Origin of the sequence: Acinetobacter sp. A47 (assembly GCF_000805455.1) — a bacterium.
GTDB lineage: Bacteria > Pseudomonadota > Gammaproteobacteria > Pseudomonadales > Moraxellaceae > Acinetobacter.
On sequence record NZ_JSUS01000032.1, the window covers coordinates 638,318 to 653,630 of the forward strand.

At 41.7% G+C, this 15,313-nt stretch carries 15 protein-coding genes; 8 read left to right on the forward strand and 7 right to left on the reverse strand.

Annotation, left to right across the window (positions count from 1 at the left end; all coding sequences use genetic code 11):
• Positions 1-52: 52 nt before the first annotated feature.
• A complete protein-coding gene (gene ruvC, locus OC23_RS09575; protein WP_038344363.1) occupies positions 53-598 on the forward strand; it encodes a crossover junction endodeoxyribonuclease RuvC in 546 nt (181 codons plus the stop codon).
• A gap of 2 nt (positions 599-600) precedes the next feature.
• Here the strand turns inward: ruvC and OC23_RS09580 are convergent, their stop codons facing one another.
• Complete coding sequence (locus OC23_RS09580; RefSeq protein WP_038344364.1) at positions 601-2,088, reverse strand: bifunctional ADP-dependent NAD(P)H-hydrate dehydratase/NAD(P)H-hydrate epimerase; 1,488 nt, start codon at positions 2,086-2,088, stop codon at positions 601-603.
• A 22-nt stretch (positions 2,089-2,110) separates the two neighbouring features.
• On the opposite strand from OC23_RS09580, the gene queG reads away from it, so the two are divergent.
• Positions 2,111-3,235, forward strand: a complete 1,125-nt coding sequence (gene queG / locus OC23_RS09585) for a tRNA epoxyqueuosine(34) reductase QueG (RefSeq protein ID WP_038344365.1) — start codon at positions 2,111-2,113, stop codon at positions 3,233-3,235.
• Positions 3,236-3,314: 79 nt separating this feature from the next.
• Positions 3,315-4,304 (forward strand): biotin synthase BioB, encoded by a 990-nt coding sequence (bioB, locus tag OC23_RS09590; RefSeq protein ID WP_038344366.1) that lies wholly within the window; start codon positions 3,315-3,317, stop codon positions 4,302-4,304.
• Positions 4,305-4,351: 47 nt separating this feature from the next.
• Here bioB and OC23_RS09595 read toward each other — a convergent pair whose 3' ends face one another.
• Positions 4,352-4,564 (reverse strand): hypothetical protein, encoded by a 213-nt coding sequence (locus OC23_RS09595; protein WP_038344418.1) that lies wholly within the window; start codon positions 4,562-4,564, stop codon positions 4,352-4,354.
• A gap of 138 nt (positions 4,565-4,702) precedes the next feature.
• Positions 4,703-5,050, reverse strand: a complete 348-nt coding sequence (locus OC23_RS09600; RefSeq protein ID WP_038344367.1) for a hypothetical protein — start codon at positions 5,048-5,050, stop codon at positions 4,703-4,705.
• Between the two features lie 500 nt (positions 5,051-5,550).
• Here OC23_RS09600 and OC23_RS09605 point away from each other — a divergent pair, with 500 nt between their 5' ends.
• The 5 genes from OC23_RS09605 to OC23_RS09625 all read left to right on the forward strand — a co-directional run bounded on the left by OC23_RS09605 (position 5,551) and on the right by OC23_RS09625 (position 11,105).
• Complete coding sequence (locus OC23_RS09605) at positions 5,551-6,084, forward strand: fimbrial protein (protein WP_038344368.1); 534 nt, start codon at positions 5,551-5,553, stop codon at positions 6,082-6,084.
• Positions 6,085-6,164: 80 nt separating this feature from the next.
• The gene (locus OC23_RS09610; RefSeq protein ID WP_038344369.1) at positions 6,165-6,899 is read left to right on the forward strand and encodes a molecular chaperone; all 735 of its coding nucleotides are present in this window, start codon (positions 6,165-6,167) and stop codon (positions 6,897-6,899) included.
• Between the two features lie 62 nt (positions 6,900-6,961).
• Entirely contained in the window at positions 6,962-9,532 is a 2,571-nt protein-coding gene (locus OC23_RS09615) for a fimbria/pilus outer membrane usher protein (protein WP_038344370.1), read from the forward strand.
• Entirely contained in the window at positions 9,529-10,545 is a 1,017-nt protein-coding gene (locus OC23_RS09620) for a fimbrial protein (protein ID WP_038344371.1), read from the forward strand. The genes OC23_RS09615 and OC23_RS09620 overlap by 4 nt, the downstream gene beginning before the upstream one ends.
• Before the next feature lie 266 nt (positions 10,546-10,811).
• Entirely contained in the window at positions 10,812-11,105 is a 294-nt protein-coding gene (locus OC23_RS09625) for a hypothetical protein (protein WP_038344372.1), read from the forward strand.
• Positions 11,106-11,572: 467 nt separating this feature from the next.
• Here the strand turns inward: OC23_RS09625 and OC23_RS09630 are convergent, their stop codons facing one another.
• The 4 genes from OC23_RS09630 to OC23_RS09645 all read right to left on the reverse strand — a co-directional run bounded on the left by OC23_RS09630 (position 11,573) and on the right by OC23_RS09645 (position 14,881).
• Positions 11,573-12,616 (reverse strand): NAD-dependent epimerase/dehydratase family protein, encoded by a 1,044-nt coding sequence (locus OC23_RS09630; RefSeq protein WP_052209154.1) that lies wholly within the window; start codon positions 12,614-12,616, stop codon positions 11,573-11,575.
• Between the two features lie 176 nt (positions 12,617-12,792).
• Positions 12,793-13,002: a hypothetical protein gene (locus tag OC23_RS09635; protein WP_038344374.1), complete on the reverse strand. Its 210-nt coding sequence runs from the start codon at positions 13,000-13,002 to the stop codon at positions 12,793-12,795.
• Positions 13,003-13,408: 406 nt separating this feature from the next.
• Positions 13,409-13,990 (reverse strand): biliverdin-producing heme oxygenase, encoded by a 582-nt coding sequence (locus OC23_RS09640; protein ID WP_038344375.1) that lies wholly within the window; start codon positions 13,988-13,990, stop codon positions 13,409-13,411.
• A gap of 48 nt (positions 13,991-14,038) precedes the next feature.
• Positions 14,039-14,881, reverse strand: a complete 843-nt coding sequence (locus OC23_RS09645) for a hypothetical protein (RefSeq protein WP_038344377.1) — start codon at positions 14,879-14,881, stop codon at positions 14,039-14,041.
• Positions 14,882-15,313: the final 432 nt, after the last annotated feature.

Consider the following 15,313-nt stretch of genomic DNA (forward strand, 5'->3'; position numbering starts at 1 on the left):
TAAAAGCACGCTATGTAACAATATTGGCAATCTTTCTTTTTTATCATTCGACATGTCATTAATTATTGGGATTGATCCCGGTTCACGCTTAACAGGTTATGGAATTATCGAGAAAGATGGCAACAAACTCCGTTTTGTCGATGCGGGTACGATTCGCACTGAAACACAAGAAATGCCAGAACGTTTAAAGCGTATCTTTGCAGGTGTAGAACGAATTGTAAAATTTCATGGGCCTACTGAAGCTGCAGTAGAACAGGTGTTTATGGCACAAAATCCCGACTCGGCCCTGAAACTGGGTCAGGCACGCGGGGCCGCAATTGCAGCTTTGGTCAATCTGGATTTACAAGTGGCCGAATACACGGCGCGTCAGATCAAACAGTCAGTGGTCGGCTACGGTGCTGCCGATAAAGAACAGGTGCAAATGATGGTGATGCGTTTACTGAACCTGACCATTAAGCCCCAGGCCGATGCTGCCGATGCGCTTGCTGCAGCCATTTGTCATGCGCATGCTTCCGGTAGTATGAGTAAAATGGCTGTGCTTAATGCATTAGGTGGCATGGCCCGCGGCCGTAGCCGCTCAACGACAAGACGGCGTTAATTTTACCGGTTCACCACCTGATAGATCATTTTGCCCATTTCATGTGCCTGCAAGCCTCTTAAACCGTTTTGGGCAAGCAGATCGCCTGCCTGCGCATGTAAGCTCACGATCTCATGTAGTTGGACATGCTGATGAAATTGGGCTTTTAAACTGGCAATCATGCCTGCCAGTACATCGCCCATTCCACCTGTAGCCATGCCTGCGTTGCCTTGGGTACAAATAAATAATTCCTGTTCCAGTATGAGGCTGCCTGCGCCCTTCAGCACCCATTGCCCGGCATACTTCTGTTGTAGTTGCTGAATGGCGGCAATTCGGTCTTGTTCAATTTCCTGCACGGTACAGCCCAATAAAGTCGCAGCCTCTCCGGGATGCGGTGTCGCATAAAGATGATGGTTGAATGGTTGCGGATATTTTGCCAAAAACCAGAGTGCGTCGGCATCCAGTACCACTTCCAGATGCGTGTTTTGACTGAGTAACTCAGCCCATTGCAGGTAAACCTGTTCAGCCCATTGATCCCGTCCCAGCCCCATCCCGAAACATACCGCATCAACTTGTTGAAGCAACTTCTCGATATCGTTCTGTTCTAAGACATTGATATCTCGCAGCATAATATTAGGCGAACGCGCCAGAATAGCCTGATGATGCCAGGCATGACAAATCACGCTGACCTTACCAGCCCCTGCATGAAAAGCGGCTTCGGCCGACATGATGACGGCGCCGCCCATATCTGCATGACCGCCTACGACCAATACATGGCCATAACTGCCTTTATGTCCAAAGGCTTGCCGCTTTGGCAATACTATTTTTTCAGGGCTTAAATAAGCCAGTGGTTGTAATGCATCATCCGCCGGAATCAGGCTCACTAAATGTAGTGTGCCTGCATATTGCTTGCCTTGGCCTGTAAACAAACCGGCTTTATAGCCTAAAATTGTAAAGGTATGATCTGCCTGTATCGCAACGGGTAAAGCCTGCCCTGTGTTGGCCTGCAAACCGCTGGGAATATCAATCGAGACTTTTAGACCGGCCTGCATGTTGAACAGCTGGATCATCTCTTGCCAACGTAGGTCTAGCGACCGATTAAGACCAATGCCAAATAAAGCATCAATATGACAATCAAAAACAGGAAGCTGCTGCTGGACTGCTTTTTCTGACCATAAGTAATCGATGCTTTGAATATCGACCTGATGAGACTGCGCATACTCTACAGCTTGTTTTAAATCTGCTGATTGTCCGGGTTCTGTGGCAAACACGGTCACACAATATCCTTGCTGCTTGAGATAAGCGGCAAGATAATAGCCATCACCAGCATTATTCCCCTGTCCGCACCAGAGCGCGACCTTTTGGACCTTGCTTTGCCCAAAGAGCTGGATCAGTTGTTGTGCAATTGCCCAGGCAGCTTGCTGCATCAAACCTAAAGATGAATTGTGCTGCATAAACCAGCGCTGTTCCCATGCCTGAATACTCTGGCTGTGGTAAACTGAACCTTGCATGTTTTCCCCTTATTAACGGTTTATGGCTTCAAACTCTTCCTCTCAGAACACTCCCCAAAAGATTGAGCTACAGCAACTTGATCCACAGGCGCTAAAGACCTGGATAAAAGCGCAGGCTCTGGATCTGGGCTTTTCTGATTGTGTCATTGCCAAACCGGATGCTCAAGATCAAATGCCCCGCTTTAAGGAATATTTAGAGCGTGGCTATCATGCAGATATGCACTATTTAGAGGAAAATCTGGAAAAACGTGCCGACCCGACTTTGCTGGTACCAGGCACAAAAAGCATTATATGTGTGCGCATGAACTATCTTGTGGCATCGCCCAAGCCCCGTTATGTACCATTTGAACCCAATTCAGCCATTATTGCGCGTTATGCACGGGGACGTGACTATCACAAGGTGATGCGGGGACGGCTTAAAACCCTGGCAACGCGTATCCGGGAAAAAGTCGGTGATTTTGAATCGCGCCCCTTTGCCGACTCTGCTCCCATTTTTGAAAAGTCACTGGCTGAAAGTGCAGGCATGGGCTGGACTGGCAAACACACCTTGTTGATTCATAAAAAGTCCGGTTCCTTCTTTGTGCTAGGTGAGCTGTTTACCTCACTTGAACTGCCTTTTGATGCACCTGCAACTGCCCATTGTGGTTCATGTAGTGCCTGTATCGACATCTGCCCAACCCGGGCCATTGTTGAACCCTACATGCTCGATGCCAGAAAATGTATTGCCTACCTGACGATTGAATATAAAGGAATCATTGCTGAAGAATTACGCTCGGGTATCGGCAACCGTGTTTTTGGCTGTGATGACTGTCAACTGATTTGCCCGTGGAACAGCTTTGCCAAGACTGCCTCCATTCCGGATTTTGAACCAAGACATGGTCTGGACAATATCAGTCTGCTCGAGATCTGGGGATGGGATGAAGCGACTTTCCTGAGTAACACCGAAGGCAGCCCGATCCGCCGTACCGGTTACCAGTCCTTCAAACGCAATATTGCAATCGGGCTGGGAAATGCTCCATACTCAGCTGAAATTGTCACGGCCTTGCAAGACGCAAAAATGTGGCATGATGAGATAGTCAATGTACATATTGATTGGGCAATTCAGCAGCAATTGCAGCGGGCAGATGTACATCCCATGGAAAAATGATGTTTTTTGCCCTTTGGCTTTGGCACGATTTCTGTATGATTAGTCTCAATGTTTGTCATCAATCATCATGGATATAACAATGACCTTACGTAATGACTGGACTCGTGATGAAATCCAAGCTTTATATGATCAACCTTTTCTAGACCTAGTATTTGAAGCACAAAGCGTTCACCGTCAACATTTCCAGGCCAATACCATTCAGGTTAGTACCCTGCTTTCAATTAAGACGGGTAAATGTCCTGAAGATTGTAAATATTGTTCTCAATCGGCGCATTATGATTCAAAACTGGAAGCAGAAAAACGCATCGCGGTTGATAAGGTCATACGCGAAGCCCAGGCTGCAAAAGAGTCCGGTTCTTCCCGTTTCTGCATGGGGGCAGCATGGCGTAATCCACATGAGCGCGACATGCCTTACGTGCTTGAAATGGTACGTGAAGTCAAGGCGTTAGGACTGGAAACCTGCATGACCTTGGGAATGCTGAACCAGTCTCAAGCCGAACGTTTAAAAGATGCAGGACTGGATTATTACAACCACAACCTCGATACTTCCCGCGAATATTATTCTCATATTATTAGCACCCGTACCTTTGATGACCGTCTCGACACACTGGATCATGTTCGTCAAGCCGGTATGAAAGTATGTAGTGGTGGTATTGTGGGACTAGGTGAAAACCGTAACGACCGTATCGGTTTATTACATGAGCTGGCAACCATGCCGGTACACCCGGAATCGGTACCCATCAACATGCTGGTACCTATTGAAGGCACACCACTTGCCGATGTAGAAAAACTGGATGTTACTGAATGGATTCGTACCATCGCAGTAGCCCGTATTATCATGCCACATAGCTATATCCGTCTCTCCGCTGGCCGTGAATCACTTAGTGATTCGGATCAGGCACTGGCATTTATGGCTGGGGCAAACTCGTTGTTCTCTGGCGACAAATTATTAACGACTCCGAATGCCGGTGAAGGTAAGGACCAGATTCTATTTGCAAAATTAGGTTTGACTGCCGAAAAGCCAAAACCAACAGTTGCAGAACTGTCTATTGACGCCATGAGTGCATAAACCAAAAAAAGCCTTGTTTTGATCACAAGGCTTTTTTTTAATGAAAATCACACCGATGTCACCAGAATGCCATACTGGGCGGTCAAATACATCCCGGTCCGAATAATATCGACCCCTGCTGCATGTGAAACTGAAAGCTCCTGTGTCTGTACATCAAAATGCAAAGCATCAAAAACATCCTGATGATGCATTAACCATGTGATTGTATCTGCCATGTTGTCGTCTACAGTGTACATTTCTGCCTGGAAGTTCTTAGCCATCGCGCTCATCTCATCATCCTATATATGAGCGCTATCATAGCGAATAGACCGACTTAAATCAGCAGGATAAAAAAACACTTAGCGAAGGAGATGCATCGCTAAGCGTAGGAACAGGACATCACGTTTTAAACACCCGGTTTAGGCTGCTTGTGGACTAACGATCATCTGACCCGATTTCAGGCTTGCAACTGCTTTAGGATTAAATTCCAAAGTCAGTACATGGTTGTCTAAATGGACATGGTACGAACGAATCAATGACTGCAACCCTTCATCTGTCTCGAGCACATATTCATCTGCTATATTCAAAATACCTTCCAGATTGGTCGTACTGGAAGCGCGGTCATGACCAAACAGGTCATAGATCGTCTCCAGATTAAAGCTGGTTTCCTGCTCCAGTGGATGACTTTTAAGATGGCTTTCTAAAAATAAAATGAACTTATGTGCAAAAAAATAGTAGTTAGGTTTGTGGGTATAAAGCATGTTCATTGAGAAGCTCCTTCCGGCGTTTTTTTCATCTAATCATGATTAAAAAACTAAAGATTGAACCTTAAAAAATTCTTAAAACAAGCTTGAGCTTTTTGTTAACGCTTTGTCATTTTCCTGCAAAACTGTTAATCAAACACTACAAAAAAGTATTTGCTTTATATCTTTTCATAGCAAAATACGCCTAAAAAATGCCATTATTTTGAATAAAAAATAAACAATCTGTTCTTTTTTTCTAAAGGAAAAATCAATCAAGCTTTAGAAATATTAAATAAACCAACCAAAAAGATCAGTTTTAAAATACACAAAATATAAAAAAATAATCTATATCAAAAACTTATTTTAAATCGGAATTACTGATTAAAAAAATAATACAAATGTGACTTGGTTTGCACTTTGTAAATTAATTGATATATATTTCGCACATTACTTGTTCAGCGCAAAGATTCAACTGAAAAGTAATTTTAATTCAAACTTTTAGCTGATGTATTTGAGAAATTATCATGAAAAAACTTGCTTTGATCGCTACCCTTTCAGTTGTCGGTATTGCCAATGCTCAAGCTGCAGATGGAACGATTACAATCAATGGTCTTGTTACAGACAAAACATGTGACATCGTAACTCCGGCAGGTAAAGATTTTACAGTTACCCTTCCTACCGTTTCTAAACAGACACTTGCCAAGGCTGGTGATGTTGCTGGTCGTACCCCTTTCCAGATCAATCTGGGCAACTGCTCACAAGGTAAAGTAGCAACTTACTTTGAACCGGGCGCAACTGTTGATTTCACGACTGGCCGTTTGCTCAACCAAAAAGCTGCCGGCGCTAAAAACGTCGACGTTCAATTATTAGGTAATAACAATCAGGTGATTCCGGTAATTGCTGCAGGCAGCAATGGCGCTCAAGCCAACTCGCAATGGGTTGATGTTGTAGAAGGTGGTACGGCAGACCTTAACTACTATGCTGAATACTATGCAACTGGCGCATCTACAGCAGGTGAAGTCAATACATCAGTTCAATATACAATTATTTATCAATAATCTGTTGATCAGCCATGCGAACTTCCAAAGCTCTGGAAGTTCGTCATTGTAAACTTCACGCATTCACAGGGTAAATTTAAATGGCACTGAACGGTTACAATTTTTTGCTTGGTTTAACGATGACCTCGGCATTCATCGCAAGTCAGACACATGCAGAAATTATCCTGCATGGCACACGTGTAATTTATCCATCCGATGCCCGTGAGGTCACCTTACAGGTGAGTAACAATGGTTCCAAGCCCTCACTTGTTCAGGCATGGATTGATGAAGGCGATGCCAAAAGTACCCCCGATCAGTCAAAAGTTCCATTTATGATTACCCCGCCGATTTCACGGGTTGATCCCACCAAGAGCCAGTCGCTTCGTATTACAGCCTTACCAAATGCAGCCCAGTTAAACCAAAAGCAGGAAACCGTTTTTTGGCTCAATGTTCTGGATATTCCACCTCGCCCTGCTGCAAATAGTAAGGATACGGTTCCTGATAATTTTTTACAGCTTGCCATCCGTTCACGTATTAAGTTTTTCTACCGCCCAGCCAGTCTAAAAGCAGATGCCAACCTTGCTGCGGAAAAATTGCAATGGACGAAAAGCGGACAAACACTGAGTGTAAAAAACCCCACTCCGTTTCATGTCACCATGACTGCGGTATATCAGCACAATGCCGGTAAACCGGTTGACCTGCTTCCGAAAGGCTTGATGCTCTCGCCTTTTGCAGAAGACAAGATTCAATTGAAAACAGGCAGTACCGAAAAGTTGAGCTATGTAAGCATCAATGATTACGGCGGTCGTATCGAACACCAGATCAAGCTTCAATAGCAAATTATTTAGTTTCAATCAAACAATCATTTTGTACCTATCCCTGAATAGGCGAACCGGTTATGTCAAAGAAAAATGCAACAGCTAAATTCTTGAAGCGTCATTTATGTTATTACCTCACCTCCGGGGTAATCACAGTCACGCTGCCTATGGCTGTATATGCAGTAGAACAGACAACAGAACAAACGGCACCAATCGAAGCCGAGTTTGACTCTGTTTTTTTAATCGGTGATGCACAAAAAGTAGATATTTCGCGCTTTAAATATGGCAACCCGGTTTTAGCGGGCGAATATAATGTTGATGTATATATCAACGGCAACTGGTTCGGTAAAAGAAGAATGATGTTCCGTTCCTCGGAACAGGATCAGAATGCGTTTACCTGCTTTAGCGCCAGCTCTTTACTGGAATACGGTGTCAAGCAGGATGTACTGGTCAACCGGAGTGGATCAAATACGCCAGATGCATGCTATAAAATCGAAGAATGGATTGAAAATGCCTACTACGACTTTGATACCTCCCGTCTGCGCATCGATATCTCCATCCCGCAAGTTGCCTTGCAAAAAAATGCCCAAGGCTATGTAGACCCGAGCATCTGGGATCGTGGTGTTAATGCCGGATTTTTATCATATAGCGGTAGTGCCTACAAAACCTTTAACCGCTTAAATGACCATAAAGAAAGTACCAATGCCTTTATGGCCATTACCGCAGGTGCCAACATTGCCGGCTGGCAACTTCGTCACAACGGTCAGTGGCAATGGCAAGAAGGTGCTCAAAGTGCGCTTGACTCAACCAAGAACAAATCAAACTATGAATCTACAAGTACCTATTTACAACGGGCATTTCCTCAATATCGCGGTGTTTTGACCCTAGGTGACAGCTTTACCAGTGGTGAACTGTTTGATTCATTTGGTTATCGTGGTCTGGATTTTTCCAGTGATGACCGCATGCTCCCTAACAGTATGCTGGGTTATGCACCGCGTATCCGGGGAAATGCAAAAACGAATGCCAAGATAGAAGTTCGCCAGCAAGGCCAGTTGATTTACCAGACGACAGTAGCGCCAGGTAGCTTCGAGATCAATGACCTCTACCCGACAGGTTTTGGCGGAGAGCTTGAAGTCACCATTATTGAGTCAAATGGTGAAACCCAGAAGTATGCCGTACCTTATGCTTCAGTTGTGCAAATGCTTCGGCCGGGATTAAGCCGCTATTCCATCACTGCGGGTGAGTTCCGTGATCGGGATATTGACCTGACGCCGTGGGTGACACAGGGTAAGTATCAGCGTGGTATTAACAACTATCTGACCGGTTATACAGGTTTCCAGCTTGCCGATGATTATGCAGCTGTGTTACTGGGCGCAGCTTTTGCAACACCAATCGGAGCGGTCTCATTTGATGTCACCCGATCGCAAGCAGACTTTGACAAGCAAGGTTCACAAACCGGTCAAAGTTTCCGTTTGAGCTATAGCAAGCTGATTTCCCCGACCAATACCAACCTGACGCTGGCAGCCTATCGCTACTCAACCGAAAACTATTATAAATTGCGCGATGCCCTGCTCATCCGCGACCTTGAAGATAAGGGCGTCAATACCTTTGCTGTCGGCAAACAGCGTAGCGAATTCCAGATCACCCTGAATCAGGGCTTGCCTGAAGGCTGGGGCAATATTTATATGGTCGGCTCCTGGAACGATTACTGGAACCGTAACGAAACCGCACGCCAATATCAGGTGGGTTATAGTAATCACTATCGTGGTCTCACCTATGGCCTGTCAGCAACCAACCGTCTGGTCGGCTACGGTTCAACCCGGCAGAGCCGTGATACCGAATATCTGATGACGCTATCTTTCCCGTTCAGCTTCGGAAAAAATTCGGTCAATGTAAATGCCAACCTGTCTGAAAACAACCGGACCATCGGCATGAGTGGCATGGCCGGAGAGCGTTTCAGTTATGGGGCTTCGGTCTCGCATCAGGATCGGCAGAATCCGGGCTTTAACGTGAATGGCCGTTACCGGACCAACTACGCAACAGTCGGTGCTTCTTATAGTATTGCTGATGCATATCAACAGGCAATGTTCAGTATCAGTGGCAATATCGTGGCACATGCGCAAGGCGTTTTATTTGGGCCTGAACAGGGCCAGACCATGGTTTTGGTCTATGCCCCAGATGCTGCAGGTGCCAAAGTCAACAACACAACAGGTTTAAGTATTAATAAATCGGGGTACGCCGTAATTCCTTATGTGACCCCTTACCGTTTAAATGACATCACACTTGATCCACAGGAAATGTCCAGTCAAGTAGAACTGGAAGAAACCAGCCAACGTATTGCCCCCTTTGCCGGTGCTATTGCCAAAGTGGATTTTTCAACCAAAAAAGGGTATGCAATTTATATTCATAGCCAGATAGCTTCTGGTGATAACCTGCCCTTCGCAGCCCAGGTCTTTAATACAAAGGATGAAGCGGTGGGCATTGTTGCACAAGGCAGCATGGTGTATTTACGTACTCAAGAACCTCAAGGTGATTTGTATGTAAAATGGGGGGATGAAGCAAATGAACAGTGTCATTTTAGTTATGATGTCACCGCACAACTTTCTAAAGACCAGCAAAACATGATCATGTCTGAGGCCGTATGCAAATGAAAAAATTACTTTTAAATTCGATATTGCTGACGGCTGGTCTGGGACTTTACACGGAAGCCAATGCTGCCTGCCGCATGTTAAGTTATGTCCCAAACGACGTTCTGATGTCTGTAGGACGGGTGGTTGTACGTCCCAGCGATGAAGTCGGTAAAATCTTGCGTAAGGCCACCTTTCCGATTCGGGATAAAGGTACACAAGTCGACCGCTGTAACTACAGTGACCGCCTGATCGCGGAACTCAACCAGGGGTATCCCCTGAGTCCGCTAGGAAATAATATTTATACCACCAATATTCCTGGAATCGGTATTCGCCTTTATCGGGAAGCGGAGAATGCCGGTAATTTTTCCGGATATTATCCCTATGTACGGGGTGGCTTAAATTCTGCTACGCGCTATTATCTGGCATCTGGATATTTTGTGGTTGAAATTATCAAAATAGCCGAACAGACCGGTTCCGGTTCTTTGGTTCCAGGACAATACAGTAGCTACTATGTACAAGGCTATGCCAACCGTCCTTTCCTGACCAGTACCGTACTTGCCAATGCCATTACCATTGCCTCGTCCTCTTGCGAGCTTCAGGGCAATATCAATAAAGTCGTGCAACTACCAACCGTGACGAAAGCAGGCTTTAAAGGCATTGGCTCGACACAGGGTGAGCAGGCTTTTGACCTGAATATTCTGTGTAATGGCGGTAAGAACCCGACAGGCTATGAAGAAAAAAACCAGATCAGTCTGGATTTCGATTTCCCTCAAGACGGTAACAACAATCAGGTCATGGCCAATACTGCCCCGAATGCCACCAAGGCCAAAGGTGTAGGCGTTCAGTTACTCTGGAATGGCCAAAATAAAAATCAGGTCATTCATAAAGGCGACAAACTGGCAGTAGGAACTGTAAATTCTAACCAGACTGTACAATATAATGTGCCTTTAACAGCACGTTATTATCAGACAGCGACCAATGTGACAGCTGGTACCGTTCGTGCGATGGCGACAGTGACCATTCAATACGATTAACCTACACTTTATAAGTATTACTGATCCTCCTGAAATTATTGTGTTTCAGGAGGTTTTTTATTTTTGATAACTTAATCACACAATTAAATAAAAACCAGAACAAAGCAGCATATTATAAAAAATTATATTATTTATCAGTTTTAAAATAAAACTTTAAACAGATCACATTATAATGAAATATTTACCTGCCATTTTAGTTTATGATTGATTTAATAATTAAATTTATGTTAATAATTACTGAATACATTTTATAAAAGGCAATAAATATGTATAAATATATTTATAAATCTGCCCTACTTTTATCATTAATAGCATTTGCTACGGTTAGTTATTCAGCAGGTATTATTCAGATGAATGGAAGTATTGTAGAAGATACATGTTCCCAGCAACAGAACAATACTGATTGTCAGCAGCTTAATCTGATAAATACCAAACTGGAAACCCAGACTTTGGCAGCAAATGATTTAAATATACAAACCCAGAAGAATCTCACAACAGAGATTAGTATTGAGCGGTTACCTGATCAAAAGAACGCCATTATTATTGCAAGCTATTATTAATATATTTTCCAAGGCAAACCCAATAAAATGTGGTGCAAATCACATTTTATTACCATTTAAATATGAATAAGTCCGAATTACTGATCTTGTATAAACAGCAATAGCTGCTTAAAAATCAACCTCAACCCATTTTTCTTCCGCATGTTATTACTTTAACTTACTGTTTATACTTGATAACCTTATATAAAAATAAATATTGCAGACACAAATTAGTATTAAACTCATCGTCTTAACTTTTTGTAAAAAAGACCGCCACGCAAAATGTAGAAATATCAAAGAAATTGACTCTCCCTCATAATAGGGACAGCCGTTTCTCCATCTTATTCTCAAACAATGGCTGATATATTGGCCATTGTTTGAGTTATGTTTAAGCAAACTGATATTTGGCAAAATATAAAATAAAAACACTTAGAGCACTGCAACAGGCTTATCTAGGTTTAAGTAGAATGAAAAGAACATATCAATCGTTATAGAGTATTTACATCAAGTAATTTCTTATACCCTATATGCGAAATCATATTGTCCTCAAATACCGGATATGGCATATCGAGATATACATTGTCATGATATTTTTTCCAGCCTACCGTTTCTGCAAGCTCGCTCTTAAAAGGCTTGCCTTGTTCCAGGCACTCCAGCGCATACGCAAAGGTATACTTGGGCTCCCAGTTTAACAATTGTCGTGCTCTAGCATTGTCATAAACCCGGTCAAAACGTGGAAACAGTTTCCAGCCTTTCTTGTTATAAATATCAAGACAACGAGGATATAACTGATTAATAATTTTCTCAGGCTCAACATTCAGCCTGCTACAGTCTTCCCTACAAAAAGGTGTGGTACTGCTAATAATAAAGGTGTCGAAATAAGCTTCGCCCTTATATTCAAAAGCAGCATTCAGATGTGCCTGCACCGCATCTTCAATGTCAACACGACGATAAAGTAACTCATTGACCTTCACATTGTCCTGATCATAGGTGTCCCGTATTATCTTGTTATCATCATCTTCATAAAAGAACCGAGAATTCCTGAGCACAAGACATCTCATTTTCTGGTCCATGGAAAATAATCTGCACAGTTCCTCGGCGCTCAGTTTGGTTAAACCATAGATATTTTTACTTTCTATTCTGGTAGATTCTTCGATCCAGATCGCAGGCAAACCAGGTTCCGGTGACAGCACACTGCCATATACACTGGTGGTGCTGGAAAATACAAAGGTTTTGACCTGATGATTTTTGGCGCTTTGCAACAACACACAGGTTCCCCAAACATTGGTTTCAATAAACTCATAGATGGAATGTGTTGCGACATGGGGCTTATGTAAACCCGCTGTATGGAAAACGATGTCTACCCCTCGCATGCATTTATCAATAAAGGTTTCATCATTAATCTGCCCAATATGGGTGGTTTCGGTAGAAGGCCTTTTATCAATTCCGATTACTTCAAAACCTTTCTTTTTACATATAATAGATAATGCTGTACCTAAATTCCCGCTACTGCCCGTTATTAAAACTTTCATATACACCTCTTAAACTTATAAATTTTTTTTAGAATAAAATATCAATACATTTTCATCAGCGAACTACTTTATAAAAAATGGCCACATCAGTGACCAATCCTGATAAGATCATCATTTAGGCTGTGCTATCCTATTGATCCCATATATTAATTAAGTTTTTTATTTAACCTGATCCATTAACAATGGATATCCCACGGATTTTGGGCCCAAGGATTACATCCCTGAAACTGGCTAGAAGCAGATACATCGGTAGAAATACCCTGATTTTTAATTTTGATTTTAATCGCAGTTTCAGCAGATGCCTTTACCGGGATAACCGTATCAGATGCAATAGCACTACTAGAAACTGCACATATTGCAGCAAACGTAATTAATATTTTTTTCATCATACAACCTTTTATAAATGTGTTTAATTTACGATTGAACAAGCGATTCTTTTCGCTGAACACACATTATAAAAACAGGTCAAATTACAATATTTTAAAACATTTTCAATCTTAAATATTTATGTATACAGACAAGTCTGTATACATAATACAAATATCGACAATGCTTTATTAGTCAACTAAATACACTTATATTTCAGAATTATTACAATTGCAAAAATTAACATACTGATTAAAATGAATACATGAGTATAAAATCATAGCGGGTTAATCTGAGGTATTAAAAAATCAATATGTCTAATGAATCATCAATTTTAACAAGAGGTTGCATAAAAAAAGCCCCTCACCAGATTCAGGCAAGGAGCTTATTGTGATCGATTTGAACAGTATTTATAGAGACAATGATCTAGTCTGACAAGCTTTCAAGCATAATGCCAAAATACTGGAACGCATTTAAAGCACCATTTAATACAAACAGTTCATCTTCCCTATTCAGTTTTAATTGATTTAAATTTTCGGTAAATATATTCCAGTATTGCAAGCGGCCTTCCGCATGCTCAGCCAAATTTCTGGCTCCAAAATGTTCTGACAGGCAGAACCCCTCCTGTACACCCTTTAAAATAATGGCAGCCCCGAGCGTTGAACCTTCTGAGACATAAAGCCACCCCAGTGCCTCATATTGATTAAGCACAACCGGACTTTCAAAAATATTTTGCTCGGTATCAATATACAGGTCTTTCATATCCTGCTTGAGGGCCTGTAAGCGCTCTCTACACTTAATATTTGGAAAGATCCCGGCAATATTATAACCAATAAATATTTTTTCGACTTCACAGTGAAAATAGTACTGGGCTAGAGTAAATTTTTTATATTTATTCAGATTTTTAAACAGATCTGAATGCATCATTATGCTTCTTAAGCGTTCATGCTCACTAGCCGTATATTCTTTTATCTTGTTGTGCAATGTATGCCCTACATAAGCATTCATAGGTCTTCCTCTTAAAAAATCAGATAAAATTAATTTTTTAAATCAAGCTCATTTAAACGGCTTGCAATGTTTTAACTGTTCATCCCAGAATCTTTCCCACAACTCACAATACTTCATACATACCTCTTTGATATTGATATGATCTTCTTCTGTGCAGGCATGGGCCAGCGTAAACCACAAGTCATTTTCATGGTCGTCATCTGTTGCCTCAACGTCATGTTCTTCCGTTGTTCCATGAACAAAGTAATATCCATTTTCTATATCTACCCCAATATTCTTTAACGCATGACGTAATGGAGGGCTAAATAGCATGACTTCAACCTCAACAACCGCCAGAAGGGCGATCAGTGAGGTATAGCTATAGAAACTATCTTCTAGATAATGTCGGACTCTTTTTGCTGCTTTAGACGGCATATATCTATTTCGCGCCAGATGCCCGATATCCAGTTCATCAAGAACATTTTCAAACAACGGATAATGTGCATAATCCGGGCTTCCAAGATTATTCATCTGATCTGGTTTTATTTTGAAACCGAATTCATCAAATATATTGAGCCCCAGTAAAAACCTTGGATACATTTTTATTCCAGATTTAAATCTGGGTTCTAATTGTCTTGTCTGGTATTGAGCCATAAGTAATGCATCTGTAAAAATTTGCACAATTGCAAAGCGATATTCCAGATGTATTTTGACCAGAGCTTCCTTACTGACTTTTCCCTCATTTAGGCAATTGATCATGGGATGATAATTGATTGGATGAGCTCTTAATTTTTTTCTCAGCGTTTCAATAAAAGCCATATTCTCTTGCCACTGCTCCCTGCCCACACTTTCTTTCATTTTGTGGATGACAGCGGTTCTTGTATTATTAAATACTTCACATCTGATTGACATTTACAGCTCTCAAAAAATATAAATTATCTGATATTTAAAAATTAGACCCGAGGAAAGCTTAAAATCTAAAATATCCTAAAAAACCAGCAATCAGTTGATTACTGCAAATACGCTACAGTTTTCTCTAAAATCGATCTTTTTCAACCCAACCCCATAATGAAATAACCCGAAAAAATGAATGCCCTGTATCTTTTTTCCACTTAATTCAACCTCACCGTTATATAGAACAACTCATAAAGCTGTGACAAAAAATTAAACTGTTCAGTTTTAATCCATTATTTTTGAACAATTTCCTGATATACAGCAATACAAGAAAAACTATAGAAATTAAAAAAAATACTCTGTTTTTCTTTATTTATTTTCAGAAAAATATTGTATACAGATTTGTCTGTATATAAATCATTGAAATATTTTATTTATATAAATTCTGAA

Bases quoted from the DNA above. Each gene is read 5' to 3' on its own strand.
- ruvC (WP_038344363.1), top strand. From the start codon at position 53: ATGTCATTAATTATTGGGATTGATCCCGGTTCACGCTTAACAGGTTAT.
- OC23_RS09580 (WP_038344364.1), bottom strand. From the start codon at position 2,088: ATGCAAGGTTCAGTTTACCACAGCCAGAGTATTCAGGCATGGGAACAG.
- queG (WP_038344365.1), top strand. From the start codon at position 2,111: ATGGCTTCAAACTCTTCCTCTCAGAACACTCCCCAAAAGATTGAGCTA.
- bioB (WP_038344366.1), top strand. From the start codon at position 3,315: ATGACCTTACGTAATGACTGGACTCGTGATGAAATCCAAGCTTTATAT.
- OC23_RS09595 (WP_038344418.1), bottom strand. From the start codon at position 4,564: ATGGCTAAGAACTTCCAGGCAGAAATGTACACTGTAGACGACAACATG.
- OC23_RS09600 (WP_038344367.1), bottom strand. From the start codon at position 5,050: ATGAACATGCTTTATACCCACAAACCTAACTACTATTTTTTTGCACAT.
- OC23_RS09605 (WP_038344368.1), top strand. From the start codon at position 5,551: ATGAAAAAACTTGCTTTGATCGCTACCCTTTCAGTTGTCGGTATTGCC.
- OC23_RS09610 (WP_038344369.1), top strand. From the start codon at position 6,165: ATGGCACTGAACGGTTACAATTTTTTGCTTGGTTTAACGATGACCTCG.
- OC23_RS09615 (WP_038344370.1), top strand. From the start codon at position 6,962: ATGTCAAAGAAAAATGCAACAGCTAAATTCTTGAAGCGTCATTTATGT.
- OC23_RS09620 (WP_038344371.1), top strand. From the start codon at position 9,529: ATGAAAAAATTACTTTTAAATTCGATATTGCTGACGGCTGGTCTGGGA.
- OC23_RS09625 (WP_038344372.1), top strand. From the start codon at position 10,812: ATGTATAAATATATTTATAAATCTGCCCTACTTTTATCATTAATAGCA.
- OC23_RS09630 (WP_052209154.1), bottom strand. From the start codon at position 12,616: ATGAAAGTTTTAATAACGGGCAGTAGCGGGAATTTAGGTACAGCATTA.
- OC23_RS09635 (WP_038344374.1), bottom strand. From the start codon at position 13,002: ATGAAAAAAATATTAATTACGTTTGCTGCAATATGTGCAGTTTCTAGT.
- OC23_RS09640 (WP_038344375.1), bottom strand. From the start codon at position 13,990: ATGAATGCTTATGTAGGGCATACATTGCACAACAAGATAAAAGAATAT.
- OC23_RS09645 (WP_038344377.1), bottom strand. From the start codon at position 14,881: ATGTCAATCAGATGTGAAGTATTTAATAATACAAGAACCGCTGTCATC.